25 protein-coding genes and 1 pseudogene are annotated in these 26,112 nt (G+C 70.5%); 9 read left to right on the top strand and 17 right to left on the bottom strand.

Features of this window, described 5'->3' with window-relative positions:
- Positions 1–7 precede the first annotated feature (7 nt).
- Positions 8–193 (bottom strand): hypothetical protein, encoded by a 186-nt coding sequence (locus HUX53_RS14150; RefSeq protein WP_176403585.1) that lies wholly within the window; start codon positions 191–193, stop codon positions 8–10.
- A gap of 195 nt (positions 194–388) precedes the next feature.
- Here HUX53_RS14150 and HUX53_RS14145 point away from each other — a divergent pair, with 195 nt between their 5' ends.
- Positions 389–2,173 carry an AMP-binding protein gene (locus tag HUX53_RS14145; RefSeq protein ID WP_309237209.1) on the top strand — a complete coding sequence of 595 codons (1,785 nt, stop codon included), beginning with the start codon at positions 389–391 and terminating at the stop codon, positions 2,171–2,173.
- Here HUX53_RS14145 and HUX53_RS14140 read toward each other — a convergent pair.
- The 12 genes and pseudogenes from HUX53_RS14140 to HUX53_RS14085 form a co-directional block, all read right to left on the bottom strand.
- On the bottom strand, positions 2,100–3,293 hold the full coding sequence (locus HUX53_RS14140; RefSeq protein WP_309237208.1) for a HAMP domain-containing sensor histidine kinase: 1,194 nt from the start codon (positions 3,291–3,293) through the stop codon (positions 2,100–2,102). The genes HUX53_RS14145 and HUX53_RS14140 overlap by 74 nt on opposite strands.
- Positions 3,290–3,951 (bottom strand): annotated as a pseudogene (locus HUX53_RS14135) (response regulator transcription factor). Before HUX53_RS14135 ends, HUX53_RS14140 begins: the two are co-directional and overlap by 4 nt.
- A gap of 42 nt (positions 3,952–3,993) precedes the next feature.
- Positions 3,994–6,309, bottom strand: a complete 2,316-nt coding sequence (locus HUX53_RS14130) for a glycosyltransferase (RefSeq protein WP_176403641.1) — start codon at positions 6,307–6,309, stop codon at positions 3,994–3,996.
- Positions 6,306–7,232 carry a glycosyltransferase family 2 protein gene (locus tag HUX53_RS14125; RefSeq protein WP_176403640.1) on the bottom strand — a complete coding sequence of 309 codons (927 nt, stop codon included), beginning with the start codon at positions 7,230–7,232 and terminating at the stop codon, positions 6,306–6,308. Before HUX53_RS14125 ends, HUX53_RS14130 begins: the two co-directional genes overlap by 4 nt.
- The gene (locus tag HUX53_RS14120) at positions 7,229–9,481 is read right to left on the bottom strand and encodes a hypothetical protein (RefSeq protein ID WP_176403639.1); all 2,253 of its coding nucleotides are present in this window, start codon (positions 9,479–9,481) and stop codon (positions 7,229–7,231) included. The genes HUX53_RS14125 and HUX53_RS14120 overlap by 4 nt, the downstream gene beginning before the upstream one ends.
- Positions 9,482–9,534: 53 nt before the next feature.
- Complete coding sequence (locus tag HUX53_RS14115) at positions 9,535–10,566, bottom strand: glycosyltransferase family 2 protein (RefSeq protein WP_176403638.1); 1,032 nt, start codon at positions 10,564–10,566, stop codon at positions 9,535–9,537.
- A complete protein-coding gene (locus tag HUX53_RS14110) occupies positions 10,563–11,711 on the bottom strand; it encodes a glycosyltransferase (protein ID WP_176403637.1) in 1,149 nt (382 codons plus the stop codon). The genes HUX53_RS14115 and HUX53_RS14110 overlap by 4 nt, the downstream gene beginning before the upstream one ends.
- Positions 11,708–12,850, bottom strand: coding sequence for a glycosyltransferase family 4 protein (locus HUX53_RS14105; protein WP_176403636.1), 1,143 nt, complete (start codon positions 12,848–12,850; stop codon positions 11,708–11,710). Before HUX53_RS14105 ends, HUX53_RS14110 begins: the two co-directional genes overlap by 4 nt.
- Complete coding sequence (locus HUX53_RS14100; protein WP_176403635.1) at positions 12,847–13,293, bottom strand: hypothetical protein; 447 nt, start codon at positions 13,291–13,293, stop codon at positions 12,847–12,849. Before HUX53_RS14100 ends, HUX53_RS14105 begins: the two co-directional genes overlap by 4 nt.
- Positions 13,294–13,639: 346 nt before the next feature.
- Positions 13,640–14,503, bottom strand: coding sequence for a family 16 glycosylhydrolase (locus HUX53_RS14095; protein WP_176403634.1), 864 nt, complete (start codon positions 14,501–14,503; stop codon positions 13,640–13,642).
- Positions 14,504–14,559: 56 nt separating this feature from the next.
- A complete protein-coding gene (locus HUX53_RS14090; RefSeq protein WP_176403633.1) occupies positions 14,560–15,375 on the bottom strand; it encodes a hypothetical protein in 816 nt (271 codons plus the stop codon).
- Between the two features lie 85 nt (positions 15,376–15,460).
- Entirely contained in the window at positions 15,461–16,075 is a 615-nt protein-coding gene (locus tag HUX53_RS14085; RefSeq protein ID WP_176403632.1) for a TMEM175 family protein, read from the bottom strand.
- 275 nt (positions 16,076–16,350) lie between these two features.
- Between HUX53_RS14085 and HUX53_RS14080 the strand changes: the two genes are divergently transcribed.
- Together HUX53_RS14080 and HUX53_RS14075 are read left to right on the top strand one after the other, a co-directional pair.
- Positions 16,351–17,226, top strand: coding sequence for a helix-turn-helix transcriptional regulator (locus HUX53_RS14080; RefSeq protein ID WP_176403631.1), 876 nt, complete (start codon positions 16,351–16,353; stop codon positions 17,224–17,226).
- A 1-nt stretch (position 17,227) separates the two neighbouring features.
- Positions 17,228–17,416, top strand: coding sequence for a DUF397 domain-containing protein (locus HUX53_RS14075; protein WP_176403630.1), 189 nt, complete (start codon positions 17,228–17,230; stop codon positions 17,414–17,416).
- 150 nt (positions 17,417–17,566) lie between these two features.
- Here HUX53_RS14075 and HUX53_RS14070 read toward each other — a convergent pair whose 3' ends face one another.
- Entirely contained in the window at positions 17,567–17,992 is a 426-nt protein-coding gene (locus HUX53_RS14070; protein WP_217919420.1) for a VOC family protein, read from the bottom strand.
- A 377-nt stretch (positions 17,993–18,369) separates the two neighbouring features.
- On the opposite strand from HUX53_RS14070, the gene HUX53_RS14065 reads away from it, so the two are divergent.
- The 5 genes from HUX53_RS14065 (at position 18,370) to HUX53_RS14045 (ending at position 22,072) form a co-directional block, all read left to right on the top strand.
- Entirely contained in the window at positions 18,370–18,702 is a 333-nt protein-coding gene (locus tag HUX53_RS14065; RefSeq protein ID WP_176403628.1) for a hypothetical protein, read from the top strand.
- Positions 18,699–19,742, top strand: coding sequence for a peptidoglycan-binding protein (locus tag HUX53_RS14060; protein ID WP_309237207.1), 1,044 nt, complete (start codon positions 18,699–18,701; stop codon positions 19,740–19,742). The genes HUX53_RS14065 and HUX53_RS14060 overlap by 4 nt, the downstream gene beginning before the upstream one ends.
- The gene (locus HUX53_RS14055; RefSeq protein ID WP_255205233.1) at positions 19,739–20,446 is read left to right on the top strand and encodes an ABC transporter ATP-binding protein; all 708 of its coding nucleotides are present in this window, start codon (positions 19,739–19,741) and stop codon (positions 20,444–20,446) included. The genes HUX53_RS14060 and HUX53_RS14055 overlap by 4 nt, the downstream gene beginning before the upstream one ends.
- Complete coding sequence (locus HUX53_RS14050) at positions 20,443–21,630, top strand: ABC transporter permease (protein WP_176403627.1); 1,188 nt, start codon at positions 20,443–20,445, stop codon at positions 21,628–21,630. Before HUX53_RS14055 ends, HUX53_RS14050 begins: the two co-directional genes overlap by 4 nt.
- Before the next feature lie 79 nt (positions 21,631–21,709).
- The gene (locus HUX53_RS14045; protein ID WP_176403626.1) at positions 21,710–22,072 is read left to right on the top strand and encodes a hypothetical protein; all 363 of its coding nucleotides are present in this window, start codon (positions 21,710–21,712) and stop codon (positions 22,070–22,072) included.
- On the opposite strand, the gene efeU is transcribed toward HUX53_RS14045, so the two are convergent.
- From efeU to HUX53_RS14030, 3 genes are all read right to left on the bottom strand, one after another.
- Positions 22,069–22,929, bottom strand: a complete 861-nt coding sequence (gene efeU, locus HUX53_RS14040) for an iron uptake transporter permease EfeU (protein WP_176403625.1) — start codon at positions 22,927–22,929, stop codon at positions 22,069–22,071. The genes HUX53_RS14045 and efeU overlap by 4 nt on opposite strands.
- A gap of 125 nt (positions 22,930–23,054) precedes the next feature.
- A complete protein-coding gene (locus HUX53_RS14035; RefSeq protein WP_176403624.1) occupies positions 23,055–23,975 on the bottom strand; it encodes a ketopantoate reductase family protein in 921 nt (306 codons plus the stop codon).
- Positions 23,975–25,150 (bottom strand): enolase C-terminal domain-like protein, encoded by a 1,176-nt coding sequence (locus HUX53_RS14030; RefSeq protein ID WP_176403623.1) that lies wholly within the window; start codon positions 25,148–25,150, stop codon positions 23,975–23,977. The genes HUX53_RS14035 and HUX53_RS14030 overlap by 1 nt, the downstream gene beginning before the upstream one ends.
- Positions 25,151–25,260: 110 nt before the next feature.
- On the opposite strand from HUX53_RS14030, the gene HUX53_RS14025 reads away from it, so the two are divergent.
- A complete protein-coding gene (locus HUX53_RS14025; RefSeq protein ID WP_176403622.1) occupies positions 25,261–25,986 on the top strand; it encodes a GntR family transcriptional regulator in 726 nt (241 codons plus the stop codon).
- The last annotated feature ends 126 nt before the right edge of the window (positions 25,987–26,112 follow it).

The raw sequence follows: 26,112 nt of genomic DNA, 5'->3' as shown, positions 1-26,112 counted from the left end.
GCGGGGGTTACGACTTGCCTCTGCGTGGGCAGAGTCGGATGGGTATAAGGGACAGAGGGGCCTGTACGCGGAGACCCGCGCGGACGACCAGGTCGTCGGCGCGGGTCTCCGCGTACAGGCCCTTGGGGCCGGCCTTGCCGAACGGCGTGCGGACGCCGTCGACGAACACGACGTCGCGTGCGGTGCGAGGCACGGGGTCGTCCTCCCTGCGGATGGTGGGTGAGGTCGTCGAGCCTCGTGCCGCCCCTGCCTTGATGACGGCACGAGTGCCCGCGACAGCGATGCTACTCGCTGGTAACCCACAATGCTACTCGTCAGTAACCACTGACGCGCCGGTGCCCTTGTTCGGTCTTTGACGGGTGAGTAACGTGGCGAGGGAGGAGGCACGGTGACGCACGCGAGGCCCGCGTACCGGCCGGGGATGCGCCGGCGGATCGGGCATATCCGCGATCTCACCGCGCTGCTGCTGCGCACCGGCCTGCTGTTCGCCGGCGGCCCGCGCCGGCTGCTCCGCCAGCTCGGCACGCTGCGGCGCTGGGGCACCACGCTCGGCGGGCTCGTCGCCTCGTCCGCCGCCCGCTCCCCGTCCCGTCCCGCGCTGATCGACGACGAGGGCGTGCTGACCTTCGCCGAGCTGGACGAGCTGGCCGCCCGCCTCGCCGCCGGGCTCCCGCTGCACGGCCCGCGCCCGCGCGTCGGCGTCCTGTGCCGCAACCACCGCGGCATGGCCCTGACGCTCGTCGCCTGCTCCCGGCGCGGCGCCGAGGTCGTGCTGCTCAACACCGGTTTCGGAACGGGCCAGATCCGCGCCGTCCTCGGCGAGCTGCGGCCCGCGCTCATCGTCGCCGACGCCGAGTTCGCGCCGCTGCTGTCCAACGTGCCGATCGCGCTGCGCCGGAACGTGCTGTGGGCCGACCACCGCCCGCCCGCCGGGATGCCGCTCGCCGCGCCCGTCCCGCTCGCCGCGCTGCCGCCCGCACCGCGCCCGGACGTGGACGCGATGCCCCGCCCCGCCGTCGGGTCGGGCCCGAGCATCGACGAGATCATCTCTTCGGAGCCCGCGTCCGATGCCGGGCCGCCGCAGATCCAGAGCCGCACCATCATGCTCAGCTCCGGCACCACCGGACGTCCCAAGGGCGCCCGCCGCCCGCCCCGGCCGGGCCTGTGGCCGCTCGCCTCGATGACGTCCCGGATCCCGCTGCGCTCCCGGCAGACGATGATCGTCGAGGCGCCGCTGTTCCACACCTGGGGGTACGCCGCGCTGCAGATGGCGTGGGCGCTGCGGGCACCGGTCGTGCTGCACCGCCGGTTCGACCCCGAGCAGACGCTGCGGACCATCGCGTCCCACCGGGACGCCACCGTGTTCGCCGTCCCGGTGATGTGCCAGCGGATCCTGGAGCTGCCGCCGGACGTCCGCGACCGCTACGACACGTCCGCGCTGCGGATCTTCGCGCTGAGCGGCGCCGCGCTGCCCGGCGACCTCGCGACCCGCTTCATGGACGCGTTCGGCGACCGGCTCTACAACGTCTACGGGTCCACCGAGGCGTCCTGGGTGTCCATCGCCACCCCGCACGACCTGCGGCTCGACCCGCGCACCGCCGGGCGCCCGCCGCGCAACACGGCACTGGCGATCGTGGACGACGACGGCCGCAAGGTGGGCCGCTCCACCCGCGGCCAGATCTTCGCCGCGAACGAGCTGCTGTTCGAGGGCTACACGGGCGGCGAGCCGATGGAGGTCCGCGACGGGCTGCTCGCCACCGGCGACCTGGGCCACATCGACCACCGCGGTCTGCTGTTCGTCGAGGGCCGCAGCGACGGGATGGTGGTGTCCGGCGGCGAGAACATCCTCCCGAAGGACGTGGAGGACGCGCTGCTGAAGCTGCCCGAGGTCCAGGAGGTCGCGGTCACCGGGGTGGCCGACGACGAGTGGGGGCAGCGGCTCGCCGCCTACATTGTCCTGCGGCCCGGCACCCGGCTCGACGCGGACACCGTCCGCGAGTACGTGCACGCGCAGGTCGCCCGCTACGCGGCGCCGCGCGACGTGCACTTCATCCCCGAGCTGCCGCGCAACGCGACCGGCAAGGTCGTGACCCGCTGGCTCAGCGCGCGGCCAGGCCGGCCGTTGCCGGAGGGGCATGTGGAGTGGCCGCGTCCGCGGGCAGCCGGACTGTGATCGACAGGCCGCCGTCCGGTCGCGGGACGGTTTCGATCGTCCCGCCGTGCGCGTTCACCACCGCCCGGACGATCGACAGGCCGAGGCCCGCGCCGTCCTTGGACCCCGTCCGGTCGGCGCGCAGCCGCCGGAACGGCTCGAAGATAGCCGCGACCTCGTAGGCCGGGACGGGCCGTCCGGTATTGACGACCTGGAGGAACGCCTCCCCTTGCTGCACCCCGGTGCAGACCCAGACCCTTCCGTCTCGCACGTTGTACTTCACGGCGTTCTCCAGCAGGTTCACCGCACACCGCTCCAGTAGCACGGGATCGCCGGCCACCACCGCTGGCGCGAGCCTCGCCTCCACATCGACCGCCGGATCGTCCAGCTGGTCGAGTGCGCTGCGGACCACGTCCGGCAGGGGAGTGCTCGCCCGCGTGGCGAGATCCCGCTCGGACTTCGCGAGCAGCAGCAGGCCCTCGATGAGCCGCTCATGCCTGGCGGTATTGCCGAGCAGCACGTCCGCGAGTGCCTTGGTCTCCGGCGGGTTCTTCCTACTGGCCAGCGCGACCTCCAGCACCGTCCGGTTGATGGTCAGCGGCGTGCGCAGCTCATGGGACGCGTTCGCGACGAACCGCCGCTGGGCGTCGAACGCGCGGTTGAGCCGGTCCAGCATCCGGTCGAAGGTGTCGGCGAGGTCCTTGATCTCGTCCTGCGGGCCGTCCAGCGCGATCCGCTCGTGCATGTTGCTCTCCGACAGCCGCCGCGCGGCCGCCGTCATCTTGTGCAACGGCCGCAGCATCCGCCCGGCGACCAGGTACCCGATCACCACCGCGAGGACGCCGAGCACCAGCATCGTCACCAGCGAACTCTGCAGCAGCTGCGCCAGGACGTCGTGCTTCTGCTGCGCCAACTGCCGGTCGGCGTCGGCCTTCAACGCCATCAGCTGGCTCATGTCGCCGTCGAGCGCCATGGCCCGCAGCCGCGCGAGCGCCTCCGGGTCGATGTCGCGCGCCGAGAACCGGTTGTCCATTGTCCGGACGGTCAGCAGATAGGTGACCGCGACCAGCACCGCCGACGTGACGAGGAACAGCGACCCGTAAACCAGCGTCAGCCGCGTCCGAACACTCAGCCTCTTCACAACGCCTCCAGCCGATAACCGGACCCCGTCACCGTCTCGATAACCGGCGGCTGCCCGAGCTTCCTTCGCAGGGTCGCCATCGTCACCCGGACGATGTTGCTGAACGGATCGATGTTCTCGTCCCACGCCCGCTCCAGCAGCCGTTCAGCACTGACCACGCCACCCTCGGCCCGCATCAGCTCCTCCAGTACGGCGAACTCCTTCTTGGTCAGCCGCACCTCGTGCCCGTCCCGCGCAACCTTCCGCCGATACGGATCGAGCCGAATCCCCCTGCGCTCCAGCACCGGCGGCACAGGCGCCCCCGACCTCCGCGCGAGGGCCCGCACCCTCGCGACCAGCTCACTGAACACGAACGGCTTAGGGAGATAGTCGTCGGCCCCAAGCGACAACCCGTCCACCCGGTCATCAACCTCCGAGGCGGCGGTAAGCATCAGAATCCGCCCAGGACTGCGTCGCCCCACCAATTCGCGGCACACATCGTCCCCATGCACCGTGGGCAGTCCCGGTCAAGGACGACGACGTCGTACTCGTTGTAAGAGGCCAACTCCAACGCCTCATCGCCGTCGTAGACCACGTCCACGGCCATGGCCTCGTCCCGCAGCCCTTCGGCAATGGCGTCCGCAAGCACCCGCTCGTCCTCAACAACCAGAACACGCATGCCCCCGAGCATCCCGCCCAGAGGGTTAAACCCCGATAAGCATCAACGCGCCGGGGAGCGCAGGCCGAAGTTGACGGCGATGAGAAGGGCGCCGAAGAGGAGGGAGAGGCCCTGGGCGGCGATCCAGCCGAGGACTCCGGCGGTGAGGCCGTGCGGGAGGGCCAGCGCGCAGCAGGTGAGGACGAGGGCGGCGTTGACGCCGTTCATGAGGATGTAGGAGCCGGTGCGGTCGCGGGCGATGAGGGCGGCGTCCACGAGATACACGCCCGCCGAGAGCACGGTGGCGGCCGCGATGAGGCGCAGGCAGGTCGTCGCCGACTCCGCGTATTCGGGACCGAACATCCTGAGCAGGAGCGGGGCGGCGAGCACCATCAGCAGCGTCGCCGGAAGCAGCAGGGCGTAAACGGCCTTGACGGCTTTGCGGAGTTGCGTGCGCAGGGCGGCGCGCTGGGCCTCGGCGAAGGTGACCTGTGCGGCGGTGGACGGAATGAAGTTGAGGAAGGCGGCGAGCTGGAAGGCGACGGAGAACCAGGCGGTCTGCCTGCTGCCGGCGAGGGTGAGCACCTGCAGCGGGACGACCGTGCTGGGCAGGATCCCGAACACGGTGCCGAGGTAGCTTCCGCTGGAGAACGACACGTGCCGGCGCAGGGTGCGGAACGGGTTGCGGCGCCGTGGGCCGCGGGGCAGCCGGCGCAGGAGGACGGCCCCGCCGAGGGAGGTGGCCAGCACGGTCCCGGTGCCGTAGGCGACGATCAGGCCCGGCAGTCCGAACGGGGTGAGGGCGAGGAGCGCGGCGACCTTGGCGGTGCCGCCCGCCAGGTTCTTGGCCAGCAGCGCGCCGGTGGCGCGCGTGGCGATGAGGCCGGCGTCCAGCGTTCCGCCCGCGGCGGTGCTGACCACCAGGAGGATCACCAGCAGGATCGAGCGGACGTCTCCGCCGAGGTCGGGCCCGCCGCCGGGCAGCAGCGGGGTGAGCAGGACCAGGCACGCCAGCGCCAGGGTGCCGCCGATGACGGTGACGGCCGTGACCGCCGCGCGGGCCAGGGCGCGCGGGTCGGCGGCCGCCGACAGGTGGCGGATCATGGTGTTGGGCAGGCCGAGGGAGGCGACCGTGGCGAGCAGGTTGACACCTGCGGTGACACCGGCGAGCCAGCCGACGGCCGACGCGGGGTAGCTACGGGCGGCCAGCGCCCAGAACAGGAAGCCGAGGCCGGCCAGCCCGACGGTGTTGGCCAGCAGCAGGGCCGAACCGCGGTAGAGGGCGTCGGTGGCGATGCGCTGCACCGGGCCGCGCAGCGGCGCCGGCAGGAAGCGGCGCGGGGGTCGCAGGTTCGCCAGCTCCTCGAAGGTCGCCTCGCCGATCTTCTCCCAGCTGTCGGCGCGGACGTGGTCGAGGGCGGCGGCCGACATCGCGTGCAGTGCGGCCGCGCCGGCCCCGGCCAGTTCGGTGATCGCGGAGGTCAGCGCCGGGACGCCGCCGTCGTAGCGGTGGACGGCGGCGGCGGGCAGCCCGCCCAGCGCGGGATCGTCGGGGATGAGCAGCGGCCGTCCGTGACCGAGGGCGAGCAGGGCGCTGCCGCTGGTGGTGACGCGCCGGAACGGCAGGGCGACGACGTCGGCGGCGGCGTACAGGCCGGCCAGTTCCTCGTCCGGTATCCGCTCCAGCCGCAGGGTGACCCGGTCGCCGGCCTGGCCGGCGAGGACGCGCAGCCGGGCGGCGAGGTCCGGGTCGGGGCAGGCGCCGGCCACCGTCAGGGTGGCGCGGACGTGCGGCGGCAGGGCGGCGAACGCGGCGAGCAGGTCCTCCACTCCCTTGTACTCGGCGATCATGCCGAGGAAGAGGAATCGGCCGTGAGCCCCGGGCGGCGGCAGCGGCGGTGCGGGAAACGGGCCGTGCGGGATGACGGCGACGCGGCGCGGGTTAGCGCCGATGGCGGCGAGCCCGTCCAGCGCGGGCAGGGAGTGGGCGATGACGAGGTCGCTGGCGCGCACCAGGCGCCGCCGCGCGGCCCGGTCGTCGGCGAACACCGGTTCGTGCGGCAGGACGTTGTGCGCCGTCCACACCAGCCGCATGCCCAGCAGCCGGATGACCGCGATGACCAGGGCGAACCAGCACTGGGCGGCGCGCCGGGCGCGCCGCCCGCCGGGCAGGACGAAGCCGAACACCCAGTGCAGATGGACCAGCCGGGTGCCGGTGAGCCGTGCCGCAGTCAGCTCCAGCGGGAGCAGCAGCAGGTTCAGCGTGTGCGAGGGAGTCAGCTGCGCGGCGTAGCGGACGCGCGCCCCGTGCCGCCGGAGTCGGCCGTAGAGCAGTTCCTGGTAGGGGTTGCCGTCCCGGGGGATGACGAGGATCTTCATCGGCGACGCCGCCGGGTCAGCTCGGCGAGCACACCGGCCCCGTAGACGAGGTGGTCCAGGACCACTCGTGCGCTGCCGTTGCGCCGGTTGCGCCAGGCGGGTACGGCCAGCAACGCGAGATAGCCGGGCAGGACGAGGATCGTCCACTGCGGAACGGCCGTCGAAACGCCCGCCGCCACCGACGCCAGCAGCGCCACGGGCAAGCCGAGAAGGTAGATGGGGTAGGCGACGACCATCGGTTCGGTGGTCGGCAGACGCGGCAACCGGGAACGGTGCTTGAGGTAGAGACGCGCCCGTGCCTTCCCATAGGCATAGGACCGGCGGACCTGCCGGCGCCGGCCGCCCCAGTCGTGCACGACGACGGCGTCCGGTGCGCTGCGGATCCGGTATCCGGCGTCGAGGACGCGCCAGGAGAAGTCCACGTCCGAGCCGTATTCGAAGGCTTCGTCGAACCCGTCGACGGCATCGAACAGGCTGCGCCGGAAGGCCAGGTTGATGGTCGGGCATTCGTCCAAGTACATCGCGGGCCGCACCGCGTCCCGGTCGTAGAGCCCGGGACGGTCTCGGGGACCGGTGGCGACACCCGCCACGATGTCCTCGTCCTCCTTGCGCAGGGGTGCCAGCAGCGCGGGCAGCCAGCCCGGCTCCGGGCGGCAGCCGGCGTCGGTGAACACCACGACATCGCCCGACGCGGCCCGGACGCCGGCGTTGCGCTGGTGCGGAATGGACACGCGCACGCCGGGCGGCGGCTCGAACGCCTGCCAGCGCACCCGGGGGTGGGCGGCGGCCAGGTGGTCGAGGTGGCCGCCGGACGCGTCCACCACCAGGACCTCCACCGGCTCCCCGGCGTGCATGGCGGGCACCGCGGTGAGGGTGGCGTCGAGTTCGGGCTCGTCCTTGCTGATGACGACGATCGAGATCATCGGTGGTACACCTCGGACTCTCCGTTCGTGTACACCAGGTCGTAGTTCTTCCTGATGAAGTCGGTGGGGAAGGCGTAGGTGGCCATGCGGCCGTCGATGGAGGAGCGCGCCCGGCCTTGGACGACGTTGACGCGGGTGGCGTAGATCCACGCCTCGTGGTTCAGCGCCGCCGGGGCGAGGTCGGTGATCATGCCGGGGCGGCCCGCGCCCAACTGGGTGAACAGCCGGATCTGGCCGTACCGGTCGGAGTAGACCAGGTCCCGGTTTCCGGCGACCTGGTAGCCGAGCCAGGCGGCGGACGCGAGCTCGGCGCGGTGCTCGTAGAAGCGCTCGTAGTCCTCGCCGCGGTCGGCCAGATGAGCGCTGGGGGTACCGCCGAGCGCGACCGTGGAGAGGTCGCTGGACTTGACGAAGATCGTGAGCACGGCGCCGCCGACGGCAGCCCACACGAGCAGGTCGAGTCGCCGTCCGGACGTCCGGGGGAGGTGCCTGCGCAGTCGCGGCGCGATCTGGTGCAGCATCCAGAACAGCGCCACCGACACCAGGGTGAGTGCCTGGATCTGGGCCCGGCCTTGGTTGTAGACCGTGGCGAGCGTGCCGGACAGGCGGAACAGGACCAGCGCGCCCAGCGCGGGCAGGGCCAGCAGCCCGACCTGCCGGGTCAGCCCGGGGGACCGCCGCTGGAACACCATCAGCGCCGCGGCGGCCACGGCGAGCAGGTTGCCCAGCTGGGCGAACGCCAGGACCGCCAGGTTCAGCATCGGCCCGACGAGCGGAACACGCGGTTCGCGTTCGGGTAGGCCGTTGTCGCGCAGTTCGTAGCGGGGATCGCCGGCATCGCCCGGCGGCCGGATGTAGGACCGGTCGGCGTAGGCGGCGCGGACCTTCTCCGCGTACTCGGAGGTGGGCATGGTGCCGCCTTCTCCGCCGGACAGGTAGGCGGCGATCAGGCCCTTGCCCTGGCCGCGCGGCAGCAGCTGCAGCCCGTCCGAGCTGAGCGCGGTGCGCAGCTGCCCCATGTTGGACGCCGACTGGGTGATCGGCCCGTACCAGAGCACGGCACCGGCGACGCTGGTGAGCAGCGCGGCGGCGACCGTCCAGCGGACTGCGGCGGTGCGCCGGGTGACGCCGAGCAGGATCTGCACGCAGACGGCGCCGCCCAGCATCAGCAGCGCGAAGTAGGCGGTGGAGTAGTGCGACACCACCAGGGCGGGGCCGAACAGGACCACCAGCGTCAGGCGCGGCGGCCGGGGCATCCCGATCTCCAGCAGCGCCGCGCACAGCGCGAGGAACAGCAGCAGCGCGATCTCCTGCCGGGCGAGCGCCGGAAGCTGCTGGGACACCCCGCCCTGCACCAGCACGTAGCCGGCGGCGAGGGTGGCCCAGCGGCGCGGCAGGAAGCGTTCGGCGATGTTGTAGATCCCCACCACGAACATCGCGAACGCCGCTGGGTAGGCCAGCTTGAGGATCACCACGAGGCTGATGCCGGTCAGCTCGTGCAGCTGCGCGGGCAGGACGGTGATGCTCAGCATCGCGCCGTAGGCGTCCGGATGCGGGTGCATCTCCCACACGCCGTCCCGGATGGTCGCGGTGGCGACCGCGTACTCGGTGGAGATGTCGAACCCGTAGACGAGGTCGCTGCGCAGCGAGTAGGCCCACATCATCGCCAGCGACACCGCGAACAGCAGCACCGAGACGCGTCCGACGTCCAGCCGGTTGGCCGTCAGCGCGGTGCCGGCGAGCACCGCCCCGCAGGCGACCAGCGCCGCGATGGCCAGCACCTCGCCGTGCCCGTGGTTCAGCCGCAGCGCGCCGGCGGCCGCCATCAGCGGCAGCAGCATCGACAGCGTCAGCCACCGGACGGACGGCAGCGCGGGACGGGGAATGGCCGTGCTCAGCGGCGCGGTCGTGCCGGCCAGCAGCATCAGCAGGCAGCACAGCTGCAGGCCGATCAGCAGCGGGACGGGACGCAGCGGATGCTCCATCCCGAGCGCCGCCCCGCCGAGGTTGACCGCCAGGCCGGACCCCATCAGCACCACCAGCGAGCACGCCGGGACGTAGAGCGGGAACAGCGCAACTGCCGTCCCGGGCACGCGCAGCGCGTTGAGCAGCAGCAGCCCGGGGACGGTCAGCAGCATGGGGATGAGCGCGAGTTGCGCCATCCACAGGTCCTGCAGCAGCGACAGCAGCGTCATCAGGGTCAGCGCGGCCCCGTAGTACACCACCCGGCGGAAGATGAGCCATTCCACGGTGCCCGGTGTGGACCGTGATCCCCGCGTGTTCGTCGGGGGACGTGCATTGATCACGCGCGCTCCAGCCTGCGGAACGTCCAGGCTCCGCGGACGAAGCCGACGTTCTCGCACGCTTCTTGCGTGAGCTGGAGGTAGGGGTCGAGGAATGCTTCAGGTGTCCTTCGCAGCACACCGTTCTTGAGGCCGCCGGGGTAGAGCAGCAACGGCGACACGGCTGCGGCCACCGCGAGCGGCCAGAACCAGATCGAGGCGGCCAGCAGCATCGCGACGAGCACCGGCCAGGGGAACAGGGTCGGACGAACGCCCGGCCATTTGCGGTACTGCAACGCGTTGCCGCGGCCGTAGGCGACGTTGCGGCGCAGGACGCTGCGCAGCGTCGGTTCGAAACGGTGCGACAGGCACGCCTCGGGCAGGAACACCAGCCGGTCGCGGCCTGCCCGCCGCAGTCGCCGCGACAGGTCTTCTTCTTCCGACCCGAACCGGAACCGCTCGTCGAATCCGCCCACCTCCAGCAGGGCGTCCCGCCGGAACGACATGTTGCCGCCGGTGAAGGAGTAGACGTCGCGGCGCGGTTTGGGCGGCCGGGACGACCACTGGTTCCGCAGGTACAGCAGGAAGCGGTAGGGCAGCGCCTGGCTGGTGGTCAGCTCCAGTTCGAGAGGTTCGTGCCGGTTGTTGCGCTCGACGTAGCGGGCCATGAAGCCTGACCCGGTGACGGGCACCACGGGTCCGCCGACTCCGGTGACGTCCCTTCCCGTCCCGTCGTCTCCGTAGCCCGCCACCAGCAGCTCCGCCCATTGCGGGACGGGCCGGCAGTCGTCGTCGATGAACGCCATGATCGGTGCGGTCGCGGCGCGCATGCCCGTGTTGCGGGCGGCCGACAATCCCCGGTTGGGCTCGTGCCAGATGACGGTGAGGCCGCGTTTGCGCGCCACGTCGCCGGTGCCGTCGGTGGAGCCGTCGTCGACGACCAGGATCTCCAGATCGTCGCGGATGGTCTGCGCGTCCAGGGCGTCCAGGGCTTGGCCGATGCGGCCGGCGCCGTTGAGTGAGCAGATGACCACGGTGAGGATGACGCTCATAGGGACCTTCCCCTCGGGCCCGCGACGGCTGTGCGGTAGACGGCCGTGGTCGCGGCGGCGACCGTGCCGAGTTCCGCGTCCTGAGGCCCTTGCGGGACGGTGATGCCGGGCTCCGTGGCGAGAAAGGCGGCCAGAGTTTCCGCCAGCCGCTCAGGGGAGCGCGGCGACACTGTGCCCGGCGATCCGGCGAACAGTTCGCCGAGCCCGCCCGCGGTCGTCGCGATGACCGGCACGCCGTACGCCCTTGCCAGGTTGGCGACGCCGCTCTGCTCGGCCTTGCGGTAGGGGAGCACGACGGTCTCGGCCGCGTCGAACCAGGCGGCGATGTCGTCGCCGGGGACGAACCCGGTGAAGACCAGCCGGTCGGCCACACCGCCGCGCTTCGCCGACCGCCGGACCAGCGCCAGATGCAGCCGGTCCCTCGCTTCGAACACACGGAACGGCCCGCTCCGGGGACGCACGGCGCCGGCCACCACGAGCCGGACGTCCCGCAGCGTCCTGGAGTCACGGCGGTGCATCAGCACCAACGCTTGCACCAGGTCGTTCAGCCCCTTGTCCACGTGGATGTATCCGAAGGCCAGCAGAAGCCGGGCCGCGCCGAGGCCGAACCGCTCTCGTAGCTCGTCCGCGGTGCTGACCGGCTCCGGCGGCGGGGTGGAGAAATGCGGGATCACCTCGGCGTGGCTCACCGCAAGCGGCCCGGTGAGCGTGTCCAGCGCGCCCTTGGTGTGGACGATGAGGTGGTCGCTGAGGCGGGCGATGCGCCGGTACAGCGCGCGTCCGGGGCCGTGCAGCAGCGCCGTGTCGCGGGACGGCTCGTGCAGCGTGGTGACGATCGGCACCGGGATGCGGGCCAGCTCCGCCAGCCAGCGCACGAGCGCCGGTGTGCGCGCGCCGAACGCCGGAACGGCGAACTGCACGTGGACCAGATCGGGGTCGAAATCCGCGACCGCCGACCGCAGCCGATCCGTCGCGCCCCAGGGGCCGAGCGCGCCGATGACCTCGCGTCCCGCGCCCTGGTCGGCGCGCACCGCCACGACCGCGACCTCGTGCCCCGCCGCACGCAACGCCCCGCCCAGTATCTGCGTGTAGGTGCCGATGCCGTCCCGCGCCGGCGGATACGGACTGGCGAACAGGATTCTCATGGCCAGAACCGCCGGGAGATCTGCGCCGCGATCGCGTCCCACGAATAGTCCCCGACCCACGGATCGCCGAGCCAGGGATCCTGGCCGTCCAGGTCGTCCTGCGCCGCGAGCGCGGTGGCGATCGCCATGGCCAGCGCGTCCGCGTCGTGATCGCAGACCAGCCCGCGCTGGGAGCGGGTCACCAGATGCCGCGCCAGATTGTCCGGCGCGGACGTCGTCACCACCGGCACCCCGCAGGCCAGCGCCTCCAGCACCGCGATCCCGAAGCCCTCCCGCTCGGACGGGAAGGCGAACACGCGACCGGCCTTGACCAGCGAGTACAGGTCCTTCTGCTCGCGCACGTCGTGCCGGAAGTCGATCGCGTCCGCGATGCCCAGCCGTTCGGCCTGCCGGTGCAGCGCCGCGCGTTCCGGCCCGGTACCGATGATCCGGCACGTCACGCGCTGACCGGCGGCGTGCAGCAGCGCCACCGCGTCCAGCAGCATGTCCAGGCGCTTGTGCACCATCAGCCTGCTCACGACGACGAGGTCGGTGGACGAGGGGTGCGGCGCGGCGCCGCGCACCGCGGTCAGGTCGATCCCGTTCGGCGCCACCAGGACGGACGTGCCGCCGTCCAGATACGGCGCCAGCCGTTCGGCCGTCTGCGGGGAGGCCGCGATAATGTGGTCGGGCATCCGCATCGACCACCGCTCCACCCACCAGGCCAGCCGCCCGCCCCTGCCCAGGTAGTCGTGCCAGTACTCCGGGCCCCACACCTCGTGCCAGGTGACGATGAGCGGCTTGCCGCGCAGCGTGGCCACCAGCCGCAGCGTGAATAGCTGGAACTGCGGGATGTGATCGACCATCAGCACGTCGAACCGGCCGCGCAGCAGCACCAGGCAGGCCAGCGCGAACCGGATCGCCTGCCGGAACGAGCGCCGGCGCCCCCGGTACAGCGGCCGGTTCCGCATGATGGCGTGCAGCGTCACCGGCCCGTCGCCGACCACGCGCGGACCGTCCCACCAGTGCATCGTGTAGATGTGCACCTCGGCGTCCAGCGCCGGCTGCCGCGACAGCTCGTGGTAGCGGATCTCCCGGCCGCCGAAGCTGTACGGGTGCACCGTGTCGGTGACCAGGGCCACCACGGGACGGCCGCTCATGCCTGCCTGCCCGTGCCGCCGGACGCGCAGGTGGCGTGGTAGCCGATGGAGTACTGCCGGTCCAGCCGGACGGTCACCCGCACCGGGCCGCCGGCACAGGTGACCCGGCCCTCCGGCGTGATCATGATGCTGCCTTGGTCGAGCAGCGTGGCCTGCCCTTCGGCCACCCGGTGCTCGCTTTTGGAGCCGTGCTCGTTTTTGGAGCCGTCGAGCTCGACCGTCCAGTGGTAGGTCCGGGTGCCGCCGGTGACGTTGTGGACCATGAACGGCAGCGGCGGCAGCGCGGTGCCGGGGAACAGCTCGTGCGGCAGATCCGCCGGTGACCCGAAGGCCAGCTCGCTGTAGGACCCGGTGGGCCCCGTGAACCCCGCCGACCGCAGAAGACCCCGGCCCGGAGCCGTCTGGGCGAGCCCCGTGACCACCAGCAACACGATCAGCAGCACGATGTACGGCCGGCGCCGTCCGCTGTGCGCAGCGGCCCCCTTGGCCGGCGGATCCGGCCTCGTCGAATCCGGCCGGTCACCAAGAACAGACGACGTCACTCCTCACCATCCCCGTATAACGAAGCCGATCAACGGCTTCAACGACATGGCGGGGGGTTGATGCGGAGAACCTTCTATCATGCTGTGAACTAAATCAACAACAAGACATCGTGTAGACGGAACTTGCCATCAGAAACGGACAACTGGTAGTCGCGCGCGAAGAATGGACACTGAAAGTAATCGCCTGCGTACGCACTGAAGTGGCATGTGGGCAGGCGGAGGCGTTCGGTCGCCGGGGGGCCGCCTGTCAGCCTCGGTAGACGCGCACCCAATCAACCGCCAGCCGGGCGGGGAATGCGGTCTGGGCGTTCGGAGAGCCGGGCCAGTTGCCGCCGACCTGCACGTTGATGATCAGAAAGAAGGGCTTGTCGAACGGCCAGCCGCGGTAGGCCTTCAATTGCGCGTAAGGCTGACCGTCGACCCACCAGACAATGCGGTCCGGTGTCCAGTCGACTCCGAAAACGTGGTACCCGGCCGACACCGACTGCGGCAGTTTCAACTGCCCGCCGCCCACTTGCCGCTGCGCGTGCGCATAGCCCTGGACCAGGTTCGGCTGGCTCCCCTTGACCTCCACGACGTCGATCTCGCCGTAGGGCCGCGTCTCGCCCTGCATCCAGAAAGCCGGCCAGATGCCCTTGCCCGTCGGGATTTTGGCGCGGACGGCGAAGCGCCCGTAGGCCTGGTGGACCTTGCCCTTCGTCTGGATGCGCCCGGAGAGGTACTTGCACTTGCCGTACCAGCACCGTGCCGTCGAGGACGCACCCGCCTTGCGTGCAGTCACGACCAGATTGCCGTTGCCGTCCTGCACGGCACTATCGGCCGTGTAATACTGCAACGCCCGGTGCGACCATCCTTTGGTGCCGCCACCGAGCACCGGCGTCCAATTCTTCGAGGGTCGCCCACGACCATTGAACTCGTCACGCCAGGACAGTTTCCAATTCACATTCGGAAGCGTGACCTCCGCCGGGCCGGCCATGGCACTCTGCCGAGCCGGATCTGCCCCGTCCCCGTTCAGCACCACGGCACCGACCGCCGTCGTGGCGACCACGATGCCACTGACCGCGCCCGCGGCGACCCAGATGCGCCGGCGCGCACCACCATCGGAAGACATCAAGGCGCACCTAACGGTCTCGAACAGGGAAAGGCGCCCCACAATCTACAGAGCCGCTACCGCCGCCAGCACGTATAGGTCACACTCGCGCTACCGCCGGGCGTGAACGAAACCGTCCCACTCCCACGCCCGCCCACGTAACACAACACCGTCGGCCTCACAGTGACCGCCACCGAAGCTGACCGTCCAGCCTTCAGCGTCCCGCTGCCACCCGCACTGACCCGCCCGGCCCGATCCCGTACCGACGACACCGACCACTTCACCGTGCCGCCCACCGCCGTCAGCCGGAGATAGCACCGTGTGGGCAACCCGGCCGCCCGCACCCCGTGGCAGTCACCGTCATTCACCGCCAACCGTCCAGGCCCGGTGGGCTCCTCGCGCGACTTCTTCGGCTTGGCGGCCTTCTTCGCGGGCTTCTCGACCTCATCTTTGGGCGTCGGTGTGGACGTCGGCGTCGGCGTCGCATCAGGAGTGACCATGGCCACCGGAGGCGTGGCTGAAGGCTTCGGCTCAGCCTCCGTGCTCTCGAACAACACGAGCATCCCGCCGGTCAACGCCACGGCCGCAGCCGCGCCCCCGATCACGACCAGCCGCCCCCGCTTCCGCACAGGCGCACTACGACACTGGTCGTGCACCAGCTCATAAAGCCAATCCCGGAACGTCCCCGCGTCCGGTACTTCCGCGTCCCGCAACGCGAGCAGCGCCTCCCGGACGGCCTCGACCGCCCGCTCATGCTCGCCGAGCAGCCCCTCCGCATACTCGACCAGCTCAGGCCCGTACACGTTGTACACATGCCCGACCGCTCCCGGCCGCTGCGCCTGAAGCGCCTCGACAAGCCGGAAGTCCTCATTCAACGGCGGAGCACTGGACACGCCGGGAGTATGACGCACCGCGCACACGGAGTAATCCACCGTGAGCCCACACTCCCCGCCCCCGCTTTATCACCCGAGGAAGGAATCAGACTCCGACGAGCGACCAGAACCGACTGACCAGCGGCTCCAGGAAAAGGAGCAGCAGCACGAAGTAGGAGGCACTGGGAAAGACCGCGACCACGGCAAGCCCCAAGGCGAGCAACACCACGGTGGAAAGGCCGCCCCGAACCGCTTCGATCGCCGGCGGATCCGACTCCGACGCGACCTCGGCATCGCGGTACGCGATGACCGTCACCACGGTCTGGCAGGCGGTCGCCGCGAGAACGTTCCCGATGTAGAACAGCAGGGTGAAGCGGTCGTCCGACGGGTAGGCACCGACCATCTCCGTGGAGAACGGCAGAACCACGATCGCCAGCAGCCACCCCGCGTTCCACAGCATCAACGTGAACGTGTAGCCGCGAATGTGCTGGAACAGTTGATGATGCGCGAACCACAGCCGCAAGATCACCGCGAAACTGAGCAGAAAACTCCAGATCTGCGCCTGATGCCCGGTAAATACCTCGGTCGACCGCCCATGCTCCCCGACCACGTCCGGCACCACATCGACAAGCGGCAGCACCAGCAGCGTCACCGCAATCGCCACCACCGCATCGGTGAACAAAACCAGCCGATCCGGCTCCCGAGAGATCACCCGCGACATTCCCAAGATCCTACCCACGTCCCTACCGGCTCGGCTGGATACCTCGGTAGGCGCCCGGCCCGAACGTTCGCCCCGTTTACGTAAACGGAACGAACTGTTCCAACGGCAAGCGTTCATACCCGGAACGCCACCGAGCCGCACGGGAAGATCTCACCTTTCGTGTTCGGGGAGCACCTCAATCGAGGACACGCTCGGAGATCAAGTGATAACAAAGAGTTGACACGCTGGCTCCCCCCGGGTCAGCGCAGCCCCCGGCCCGCCCCAGGAGGTTCCCGGTGACCAGCCCGTTCGTCCGCCGACGCCGCCTCGCCACCGAACTGCGGACCCTCCGGGAGCAGAGCGGCATGACCGCCGACGAGTTGGCCGGCCGCATCTACCGCTCCCGCATGACGGTGTCCAAACTGGAGAACGCCCGCTGCCGCCCCGACGTCCGCGACATCGTCAAGATCATGAAAATCCTTGGCGTCACCGGCGAGAAGTTCGACGAGATCCTCAAGATCGCCTGTGACGCCTCCGACCGCGGCTGGTGGGACTCCTACGGCGACGCCATGGGCGCCCGCCAGCGCATGTACTCCGACCTTGAATCCGGAGCCGCCTCCATCCACCAGTACAACCAGCTTGCTCTTCCGGGACTTCTACAGTGTGTCGAGTACCACTGGGCACTCATCGAGCTAGACCGGCTCGAAGGCTCGGAGACCAACTACGTGCCCGAGAAGAGCGTAGAGGCACGTCAGCGGAGACAGCAGAACATCTTCCGGCAGGGTGGCCCCGCGCTGGAGATCGTGATCGATGAGTTTGTCTTGAAGCGGCTGGCCGTACCACCGGAGGTCATGGCCACCCAACTGCGACACATGGTGCAGCTCGTGACCCACGAACCACGCTTCACCGTCCGCGTCCTACCGCTGGATGCCCGCGTCCCACCTGGACGGCTTCCCGGCTCCGCGCACAGCATCTACACATTCCCCGACGCGGAGGACCCGAAATTGGTGGTCGCGGAGACCAGCAACTGTCTGGTTCACAACACCCCAGACCAGGTGGCAGTGTATGAACGTCTACATGACCGTCTCCGGCAGGCCGCACTGCCCGCCCTGGAGAGCCTCTCTCTTCTGACGGACACGGCCGACCGGCTGAGCGAACAGGCAGGCCCGTAACGTGAAGCAGCAGTACAGCGGCTGGCGCAAGTCAACCCACAGCGTGCCGGATTCCGACTGTGTCGAAGTTGGCCGCTCCCCCCAGGGCACCATCGGCGTACGCGACACCAAGCAGGGCGCCACAGGCACAACCCTCGAATTCGCCTCCCACGAGTGGGCCACGTTCATGCAGGCCATCCGCTCCGCCTAACCTGGAAAGAGACCTCAGCCGAGCCCGTCAAACACGGGCTCGGCCGCTGTTTCCCGCGAAGCGGCACAGGAAGTAGCTATTCAGCCGGGCCGTGAGTTGCCGAGTGCATCCCCCACCACCTGCGGAAGCCGGAGATCCCTTTGGTGACCTTCAGTTGAGCTGCTCAGCGAGGCCCACGATGATGCCCTCGGGGCCGCGCACGTAGCAGAGGCGATAGACGTTCTCGTACTGCTCCACCTCGCCCACGAGTTCGGCGCCGTGTGCGCGCAGGCGCGCGATGACGTCGTCGATGTCGTCGACTGCAAACATGACGCGACGAATGCCCAGCGTGTTCGCCGGTGCGTCTTTCGGCTCGGGGCTGATGGCCCTCGGCCGGTGGAACTTCGCCAGCTCTATCCGCCCGTGGCCGTCCGGAACCCGCAGCATGGCGACGTCCTGCCGGACGTCCTCAAGCCCGATGACCCGTTCCGCCCAACGCCCTTCAAGCGGCCCTTTGCCCTCCAGCTCCATACCGAGTTCGACGAAGAACGCAATGACCGCCTCAAGGTCGTCGACGACGATGAGAACGTTGTCCATCCGCTGAATCGCCACGCTGAGCCTCCTCAACTAGCCACGGCCACCCTGGCCGCCTCTACCCCTAAGACGGACCCGACACCCCGCTCTCGACATCCCCCGGATCCAACAGAGCCAGCACGGCTAATGCGGGTTTAACCCCGGGGTCGGTCTCATGGCTTCTCGTCGAGGCAGGTCGCCTTGGCGGAGAGGACGACATGGGGAATCGGGTGTGGGTGGCCGGGCTGGCCTTGCCGCTGGCCTTGGGGCTCTCGGCTTGTGGGGGCGACGACGGTGGGAGTGAGGTCGCTTCGGCTGGTGGGGGTGCGAAGGCTTCCTCGTCTGCTTCGGCCAGTGCGTCGGTTTCGGCGGAGGATGCGCAGCTTCAGTTCGCTCGGTGCATGCGGGAGAACGGGGTTGATGTTCCCGATCCTGGTAGTGGGGATCAGCAGGCCATGCGGCTCGGGAAGGGAGCCGATCGGACGAAGCTGCAGGGGGCGCTGGAGAAGTGCCAGCAGTGGTTGCAGGCGGGCGGGAGGATGCCCGATCTGAAGGATCCCAAGGTGCGCGACCAGTATGTCAAGTTCGCGCAGTGCATGCGGGAGCACGGGGTGAACCTTCCCGATCCGGGGCCGGACGGGCAGTTCAGGCTTCCGAGTGGGGACATCGATCGGGGCGCTGCGGAGAAGGCGCGGGAGGCGTGCAAGGACGATCTGCCGGGGTTCGGACGGTGAGGCGGGTCGTGGTCGCCGGCGGGGTCGCGCTTGTCGTGGTGGTCGGTGGTGGGAGTGCGCTGGCCTGGACGGCGGGCGGCAGCGAGGCGGAGGCCGGGCATGAGGCGCCGCTGGGTACCGCTGTGGTGAGCCGGGGTGATCTTGTCGATACCGAGACCGTGGACGGGAGGCTCACCTACGGCGACGTCCGGGAGGTGTGGACGGGCGCTTCTGGGGTGGTGACCTGGGCGCCGGGGCGGGGGGCGACCGTCAAGCGGGGTGAGACGCTGCTCAAGGTGGCGGGGAAGCCGGTCACGTTGATGTACGGCGGCAGCCCCATGTACCGGACGCTCAGGAGTGGGGAGTCCGGTAAGGACGTCCGGCAGCTTGAGGAGAACCTGCGGGCGCTCGGGTACGGCGGGATGACCGTGGATGACGAGTTCACCGGTGCCACCGTGGCGGCCGTTATGGAGTGGCAGGACGATCGGGGGCTTGCGGAGACCGGTGCCGTTGATGCCAGTCAGGTCGTCTTCCTCAGTGGGGCCGTGCGGGTCAGGGACGTTAAGGCGCCCGAGGGGAAGCGCGTCGGGCAAGGGCAGCCCGTGTTGACGGTGGCCGGGACGAAGCGGGTCGTGCATGTCGATCTCGACGCCGACAAGCAGGATCTCGCGGAGGAGGGCGCGAAGGTCGCTGTGGAGTTGCCCGGCGGGAAGTCTGTCGAGGGGAAGATCTCCGAGGTCAGCAGCGTCGCGGAGAGTACCGGGTCGGGGCAGGACAAGAAGACCACGGTCGGTGTCGACATCTCGATCGGGAACGCCGAGACGGGACGGCTGGACGAGGCGCCGGTCAGCGTCGAGCTGGAGAGCGAGCGGAAGAAGGACGTCCTGTCGGTGCCCGTGGAAGCGCTGCTGGCGCTGAGGGAAGGCGGCTTCGGGGTCGAGGTCGTCGACGGCGGACGGCATCTCCTACCTGTGGAAGTCGGGACGTTCGGTGGTGGACGGGTCGAGATCACCGGGAACGGCGTCCGGGAAGGCATGAAGGTCGGGGTGCCCGCCGAATGAACTCGCTGGGCATGGACGTACCGGGCGAGAACATCGTTGAGCTGGCCGGGGTGACGAAGGTGTACGCGGGTGGGGTCGCGGCGCTGAAGGGTGTTGACCTGATGATCGCGCCGGGGGAGATGGTCGCGATCGTTGGGCCGTCCGGGTCGGGGAAGTCGACGTTGCTGCACATGATCGGGACGCTTGACCGTCCCACGGAAGGGAGCGTGCGCGTCGCCGGGCACGAGGTCGGCGGGCTTGGTGATCGGGAGCTGTCGGCGTTGCGGGCGCGGCACATCGGGTTCGTGTTCCAGCAGTTCCATTTGGCGGCGGGCGTGAGCGCTCTCGATAACGTTGCTGACGGGCTGCTGTACGGCGGCGTTGGGTTGAAGGAGCGGCGGGAGCGGGCGCGGGACGCGCTCGAACGGGTCGGGCTCGGGAACCGGAGCGGGCACCGGCCGCACCAGTTGTCGGGTGGTGAGCAGCAGCGGGTTGCGGTCGCGCGGGCGGTGGTGGGGGAGCCTGATCTGCTGCTCGCCGATGAGCCCACGGGCAACCTCGACTCCGTGGCGGGCGCGGAGGTGCTCGCCCTGTTGGACGAGCTGAACCGCGCCGGCACCACCGTCGCGATCATCACGCACGATCTGGACGTCGCCGATAGGGCGCCGAGAAGGGTCCGGGTACGGGACGGGCTGATCGAGCGCGCGGAGGTGGGCACACGATGAAGCCTGCGCTCGCCCCCGCGCGGCTCGGCGCGAACGATGTGCTGCGCGTCGGCCTGGGAGGGCTCAAAGCCCGTCCCACCAGGGTCGTACTGTCCGCGCTCGGCATTGCGATCGGGATCGCCACGATGGTCGCGGTCATCGGGATCTCCTCGTCCAGCAAGGAGGACCTGCTGCGGCGGCTCGACAGCCTCGGCACCAACCTGCTGACCGCGAGGCCCGGCGACACCCTGTCCGGAGACAAGGCGGAACTGCCCGCGACGGCGCCGGAGATGGTGCGCCGGATCGGGCCGGTCACCGCAGTCGGTGCGACCGGGGCGGTGGACGCGACCGTCCGCCGCACCGACAAGATCCCGGAGGAGGTCACGCAGGGCATCGCCGTGCAGGCCGCCACCACAGAGCTGCTCGGCACGCTGGACGTGGAGACCGCGAGCGGCAACTGGCTCAACGCGGGCACCGGACGCTATCCCGGCGTCGTGCTCGGTTCGGAGGCCGCGAAACGGCTGGGCCTACACCAAGGCCAGGTGTGGATCGGCGGCCGGTGGTTCGTCGTCCTCGGTGTACTGCGTCCCGCCGAGCTGGCACCGGAGATCGATCGTTCAGCGCTTGTCGGCTGGGACGCGGCGCGAAGGTACCTCGATTTCGACGGGCACCCCACCACGGTCTACGAGCGCTCCACCGACGCGTCCGTGAACGACGTCCGGGACGTCCTCGCGAGGACGGTCAGCCCCGAGCATTCCGAGGAGGTCGAGGTCAGCCGTCCTTCGGACGCGCTGGAGGCCAAGGCCGCGGCCGCCGGCGCGTTCACCGGGCTGCTGCTCGGGCTCGGCGCGGTCGCGCTGCTGGTCGGCGGGGTCGGTGTCGCCAACACGATGGTGATCTCGGTGCTGGAGCGGCGTCGCGAGATCGGGCTGCGCCGCTCGCTCGGTGCGACTCGCGGGCAGGTGCGCGTCCAGTTCCTCGCCGAGTCGCTGCTGCTGTCGGCGTTCGGCGGCGCGGCGGGGACGGTGCTCGGCGCGGCGGTCACCACCGGGTTCGCGCTGTGGAAGGGCTGGCCGCCGGTCGTGCCGGTGTGGGCGCTCGGCGGCGCGCTCGCCGCGACGCTGGCGATCGGGACGGCCGCCGGGCTGTATCCGGCGGTGCGCGCGGCGCGGCTGCCGCCGACGGCGGCGCTGGCGTCGGTCTGACTCTGGTCACACTCCGCCGGGGCGGTGCATGATTGTCACGGCAGCCGTGTTCCGCCCCCGGGGAGGTGCCTCAACCGCCATGCCGGTGCCACGCCCGCTTCGCGAGCGCTGCAGGGAGTTCCTCGGGATCGACGGGGAGATCCGCTACATCTTCCCCGCGATGGCCTACGGCGGCGGCGCCGGGTTCATCTTCGTCGTCACCGACGACCAGGTCGCGGTGATCTCCACCGGGGCGCTGCGGAGCAGCAACCCGAAGACGATCTGGGGCAGCTACCCGCGCGGCACCCGGATCGGGCCGGTGGAGACCGGCGCGGGAGCGTCGTTCGAGTTCGCCGGCGCCGTGTTCGAGGTGGACGACGAGTACGTCCCGGTCGTCAACGCCGCCGACGCCGAGATCTTCGCCCGCGACAGCCTTCCCCGCGACCCGCTGCCCGACCTCTAGGACGCCACCGGCTCCGTGGCCTTGGCCGGGGCGGGCTTGGACGTCGACGGGTTCCGCAGGAACAGGAACATCACCGGCACCAGGTACGCCGCCCACATGATCAGCTGCAGCCAGGTGATCTGCGGCGTGACGTTCAGGACGCCCTGGAAGACCGTCTGCATCCAGTCGCCCGCGCCGCCGAACTTGGCGAAGAACACGTGCGGCTCCAGCGCGACCGCGTTCAGGCCGGGGAAGACCTCGGCCTCCTGCAGGTCGTGGAAGCCGTAGCCGAACACGCCCGCGGCGACGACGATGAGCGCCGCGCCCGTCCAGGTGAAGAACCGCTTCAGGTTGATCTTGAGGCCGCCGCGGTAGAGCAGGTAGCCGAGCACGACGGCGACGCCGAGGCCGAGGAACGCGCCGATGATCGGCTCGGCGGAGCCGCCGGACGAGTTGGAGATGTTCGTCCACAGGAACAGCACGGTCTCCAGGCCCTCGCGCCCGACGGCGAGGAAGGCGACGGCGGCCAGGGCGAGCGGACCGACGTTCAGCGCGCCCTCCAGCTTGCCCTCCAGTTCGGCCTTCATGAACCTGGCGGTCTTGCGCATCCAGAAGACCATCCAGGTGACGAGGCCCACCGCGATGATCGACAGGATGCCGCCGAACAGTTCCTGCGTCTTGAACTGCATCTCGGAGGACGCGGCGCTCAGCGCGACGCCGAACCCGCAGGCGAGGACGATGGCGATGCCGACACCCGTCCAGACGGGGAGCAGGGCCCGGCGGTTGCCGGTCTTCACCAGGTAGGCGATCAGGATGCTGACGACCAGCGCGGCCTCAAGTCCCTCACGCAGTCCGATGAGGAAGTTGCCCAGTAGCATCGCCGCACTCCTCCGGATGACACAAGCCTTTTAGGCAAAGCTAACCTAAGCAAGTGTGCGGCCCCGCACCCGCCCCCGGCAAGTGGCGCCGGAGATGTAAGCGGACGCCCGGCCGGGAGGGCGGGTCACCGCCGCCAGGCGGCCTCGCGGTGGCGAGCGAGGGCGGTCAGCGCCTGGTTGACCGGTGCCGTGCGGCCCACCTTGGCCGCCTCCCGCGGGACCGCGCCGTTGATCACATCGATCTCGCTGGTCCGGTGGGCCTCGTGGTCCAGCAGTGCCGACGGCTTGGCGCCGGGCATCCGGGCGGCGAACTCGCGCACCAGTTCCACGGGGTCCGGGACGTCGATGGCCACCCCGCGCGCCCGGGCGGTCTCCCAGGCCTCGACCGCCGCGGCCTGGCTCGTCCGGGCCAGCTCGGGGTGATCACGGATCTCGCCGACGGTCAGTCCGGTCAGGGCGCAAGGGGCGCTGTAGGCCACGTTGCAGATGAGCTTCTCCCACTGCATCGCGATGATGTCGTCCACGGCCGCCGCGTCGAACCCGGCCGTTCGCCAGGCCGCGGCCACCTCCTCGACCCGTGCGGGGGCCAGGGAGCTGTGGGCGCCGAACCTCAGGGCCCGCATCGCGTTGTGGTGCACCCGGCCCGGTCCGCGCAGGCCGGCGCCGAAACCGCTGGCGATACCGATGGCCAGGCGTTCGGCGCCTACCGCGTCGGCCACGGCATCGGCCGAGCCGAGCCCGTTCTGGATGGTCAGTACGGTTGTCCCCGGCCCCAGCAGCGGTGCGAGTCCGGCCGCGGCCGCGGGCACGTCGGCGGCCTTGACGGCGAGCACCACGAGGTCGACGGGGTCGGCGGGAGCGGCGGTGTGGGCCGCGACCGCGGCGCGGAACTCCCCGTCGGGCCCGCTGACGTGCAGCCCGTCCCGGGCGATGGCCTCGACGTGGGCCTGCCACGCGTCCACCACCGACACCTCGTGGCCGGCGCGGCCCAGCCGCGCGGCGTACACCGAGCCCATGGCTCCGCAGCCGACGACGCAGATCTTCATCAGTCCAGGTCCTTGCGGAGGTTGGCGATCTCGTCGGCGAGGCCGGGCTTGGCCTCCAGACCGAACCCGGGCGCCTGGCCGGGGTGGATCAGGCCGTCGGAGAGCCGGCAGTCCGGGCTGTAGCCGCCGAAGGGCTCGAAGACCCCGGGATACGCCTCGCAGCCGCCCAGCCCCAGTCCGGCCACGATGTGCAGGTTGATCAGGTGCCCGCCGTGGGGGAACGCCTGGGACCGGTCGACGCCGTGCGCCTCCATGGCCTCGATCATGCGGGCGTACTCGGTCAGCCCGTAGCTGAGGCCGGCGTCCATCTGGAAGACGTCCCGGTCGGGCCGCACTCCGCCGTAGGCGAGCAGGTTGCGCACGTCCTGGACGGAGAAGAGGTTCTCGCCGGTGGCGATGGCCCCCGGATAGGCCTCTGCCAGTTCCCGGTTCAGGGCGTAGTCGAGCGGGTCGGCCGCCTCCTCGTACCAGCGCAGGCCGTGCCCGGACAGCGCCGCGGCGTAGGCCAGGGCCCGGTCCCGGTCGAAGCGTCCGTTGGCGTCGACGGCCACTCCGTCCCCGCCGCCGATCACCTCGATGGCGGCCTCGACCCGGGCCAGGTCGTCGGGGAGCGGCGCGCCGCCGATCTTGATCTTGACCATGCGGTAGCCCTGGTCCGCGTAGCCGGCGAGCTCGCCGCGGAGCCGGTCCAGGGAGTCGTCGGGATGGTAGTAGCCGCCCGCGGCGTAGACCGGCGTGCCGGTGAGCGCGGGGCGGCGGCCGAAGGCCCGGGCGATGACGGCGTGGGCGGGCTCGTCGTGGTACTTGGCCAGCAGGTCCCACACCGCGAGTTCGACGGCGCCGACCGCCGCGGCGCGGTCGCCGTGGCCGCCGGGCTTCTCGTCGCGCATGGCGCACTGGAGCACGCGGGCGGGGGACAGCAGCCCGGTCGACGGGTCGAGCAGGTCGTCGGGGTCGGCGGCCAGCAGCCGGGGGATCATCCGGTCGCGGAGGATGCCCCCTTGGGCATGGCGCCCGATCGAGTTGAAGGCGATGCCGGTGAGCGGCCTCCCGTCCCGGCGTACGTCGGTCTGCACGGCCACCAGGGAGACGGTGTGCGCGGCGAAGTTGACCACGGCGTTCTTGATGTTCCCGTGGAGGGGGACCGCGGCCTCGCGGATGTCGGTGATGCGCATGACCCCAACTCAATGATCCGGACCGTTTGAATTGTCTAGACTAATTGAACCACCACCTCGGACGGCACCCGTGTGCGGGCCAGCCGGGGACCGGACGACGGGAGAGGGCCGTGCGGCGTTACGAGGAAGTCGCCGAGGAGCTGGTCCGGCAGATCCAGTCGGGACGCTGGCCGGTCGGCGGGCGGTTGGCGCCCGAAGTGGACCTGGCGGCGGAGTTCGACGTGAGCCGGGGCACGATCCGGGCCGCGCTCGACATCGTGGAGGAGCTGGGACTGGTCTCCCGCAAGCCCCGGCGCGGCACCCGCGTCGAGCGGCTGAAGCCGCACTCGGTCTTCGCCCGGTCGCTGCACTCGGTGGGCGAGCTGATGCAGTACTCGGTGGAGACGCACCGCCGGGTCCTGTCGATCGCCGATGTGGTGGTCGACGAGGCCGACGCCCGGGTCCTGGGCTGCCGGCCCGGGCAGCGCTGGACCAGGATCCGGATGCTGCGCATCGATCCCGCCGACGACGGCTGGCCGTTGTGCTGTACCGACGTCTACCTTGAGCCCGACATCGCGGAGGCCGTGGGCGACCAGGTGCTGGACCCCAAACGGTTGATCTCGGACATGGTCGAGCAGACGACCGGCCGCACCGTGCACACCATCGAGCAGCGGATGCGGGCGGCGACGGTCCCCGACGCCATGGTCGACCTGCTGCGCACCACGGCGGGTTCGCCGGTGCTGCGGATGACCCGGCGCTACCTGGACCGCGCGGGGCACCCCTTCGAGATCACGGTCTCCGTGCACCCCGCCGAGCGGTTCGAGTACGCCGTGGACCTGGAGCGCGGCCGCGGTTGACGGGGCCGGCGGGACGGGAGGCGGGCACACGGCCCCGGATCTAATTGTTTAGACCTTTTGGAGAAAAGTCTGGTGTCCAGAAACTGCTTCCGGTAGCGTGGCGGTGGATCACCTGATAGGAGGGAC

The sequence above is a fragment of the Actinomadura sp. BRA 177 genome (assembly GCF_013372625.1).
Lineage (GTDB): Bacteria > Actinomycetota > Actinomycetes > Streptosporangiales > Streptosporangiaceae > Spirillospora.
The sequence above is the reverse complement of the archived record's forward strand: the minus strand, read 5'-3'. Positions and strand labels throughout refer to the sequence as shown.

Coding starts and splice junctions, on each gene's coding strand:
- HUX53_RS14130 (WP_176403641.1), bottom strand. CDS start 6,309: ATGAAGATCCTCGTCATCCCCCGGGACGGCAACCCCTACCAGGAACTG.
- HUX53_RS14125 (WP_176403640.1), bottom strand. CDS start 7,232: ATGATCTCGATCGTCGTCATCAGCAAGGACGAGCCCGAACTCGACGCC.
- HUX53_RS14115 (WP_176403638.1), bottom strand. CDS start 10,566: ATGAGCGTCATCCTCACCGTGGTCATCTGCTCACTCAACGGCGCCGGC.
- HUX53_RS14110 (WP_176403637.1), bottom strand. CDS start 11,711: ATGAGAATCCTGTTCGCCAGTCCGTATCCGCCGGCGCGGGACGGCATC.
- HUX53_RS14105 (WP_176403636.1), bottom strand. CDS start 12,850: ATGAGCGGCCGTCCCGTGGTGGCCCTGGTCACCGACACGGTGCACCCG.
- HUX53_RS14095 (WP_176403634.1), bottom strand. CDS start 14,503: ATGTCTTCCGATGGTGGTGCGCGCCGGCGCATCTGGGTCGCCGCGGGC.
- HUX53_RS14085 (WP_176403632.1), bottom strand. CDS start 16,075: ATGTCGCGGGTGATCTCTCGGGAGCCGGATCGGCTGGTTTTGTTCACC.
- HUX53_RS14070 (WP_217919420.1), bottom strand. CDS start 17,992: ATGGACAACGTTCTCATCGTCGTCGACGACCTTGAGGCGGTCATTGCG.
- HUX53_RS14065 (WP_176403628.1), top strand. CDS start 18,370: ATGCGGGAGAACGGGGTTGATGTTCCCGATCCTGGTAGTGGGGATCAG.
- HUX53_RS14055 (WP_255205233.1), top strand. CDS start 19,739: ATGAACTCGCTGGGCATGGACGTACCGGGCGAGAACATCGTTGAGCTG.
- HUX53_RS14050 (WP_176403627.1), top strand. CDS start 20,443: ATGAAGCCTGCGCTCGCCCCCGCGCGGCTCGGCGCGAACGATGTGCTG.
- HUX53_RS14045 (WP_176403626.1), top strand. CDS start 21,710: ATGCCGGTGCCACGCCCGCTTCGCGAGCGCTGCAGGGAGTTCCTCGGG.
- efeU (WP_176403625.1), bottom strand. CDS start 22,929: ATGCTACTGGGCAACTTCCTCATCGGACTGCGTGAGGGACTTGAGGCC.
- HUX53_RS14035 (WP_176403624.1), bottom strand. CDS start 23,975: ATGAAGATCTGCGTCGTCGGCTGCGGAGCCATGGGCTCGGTGTACGCC.
- HUX53_RS14030 (WP_176403623.1), bottom strand. CDS start 25,150: ATGCGCATCACCGACATCCGCGAGGCCGCGGTCCCCCTCCACGGGAAC.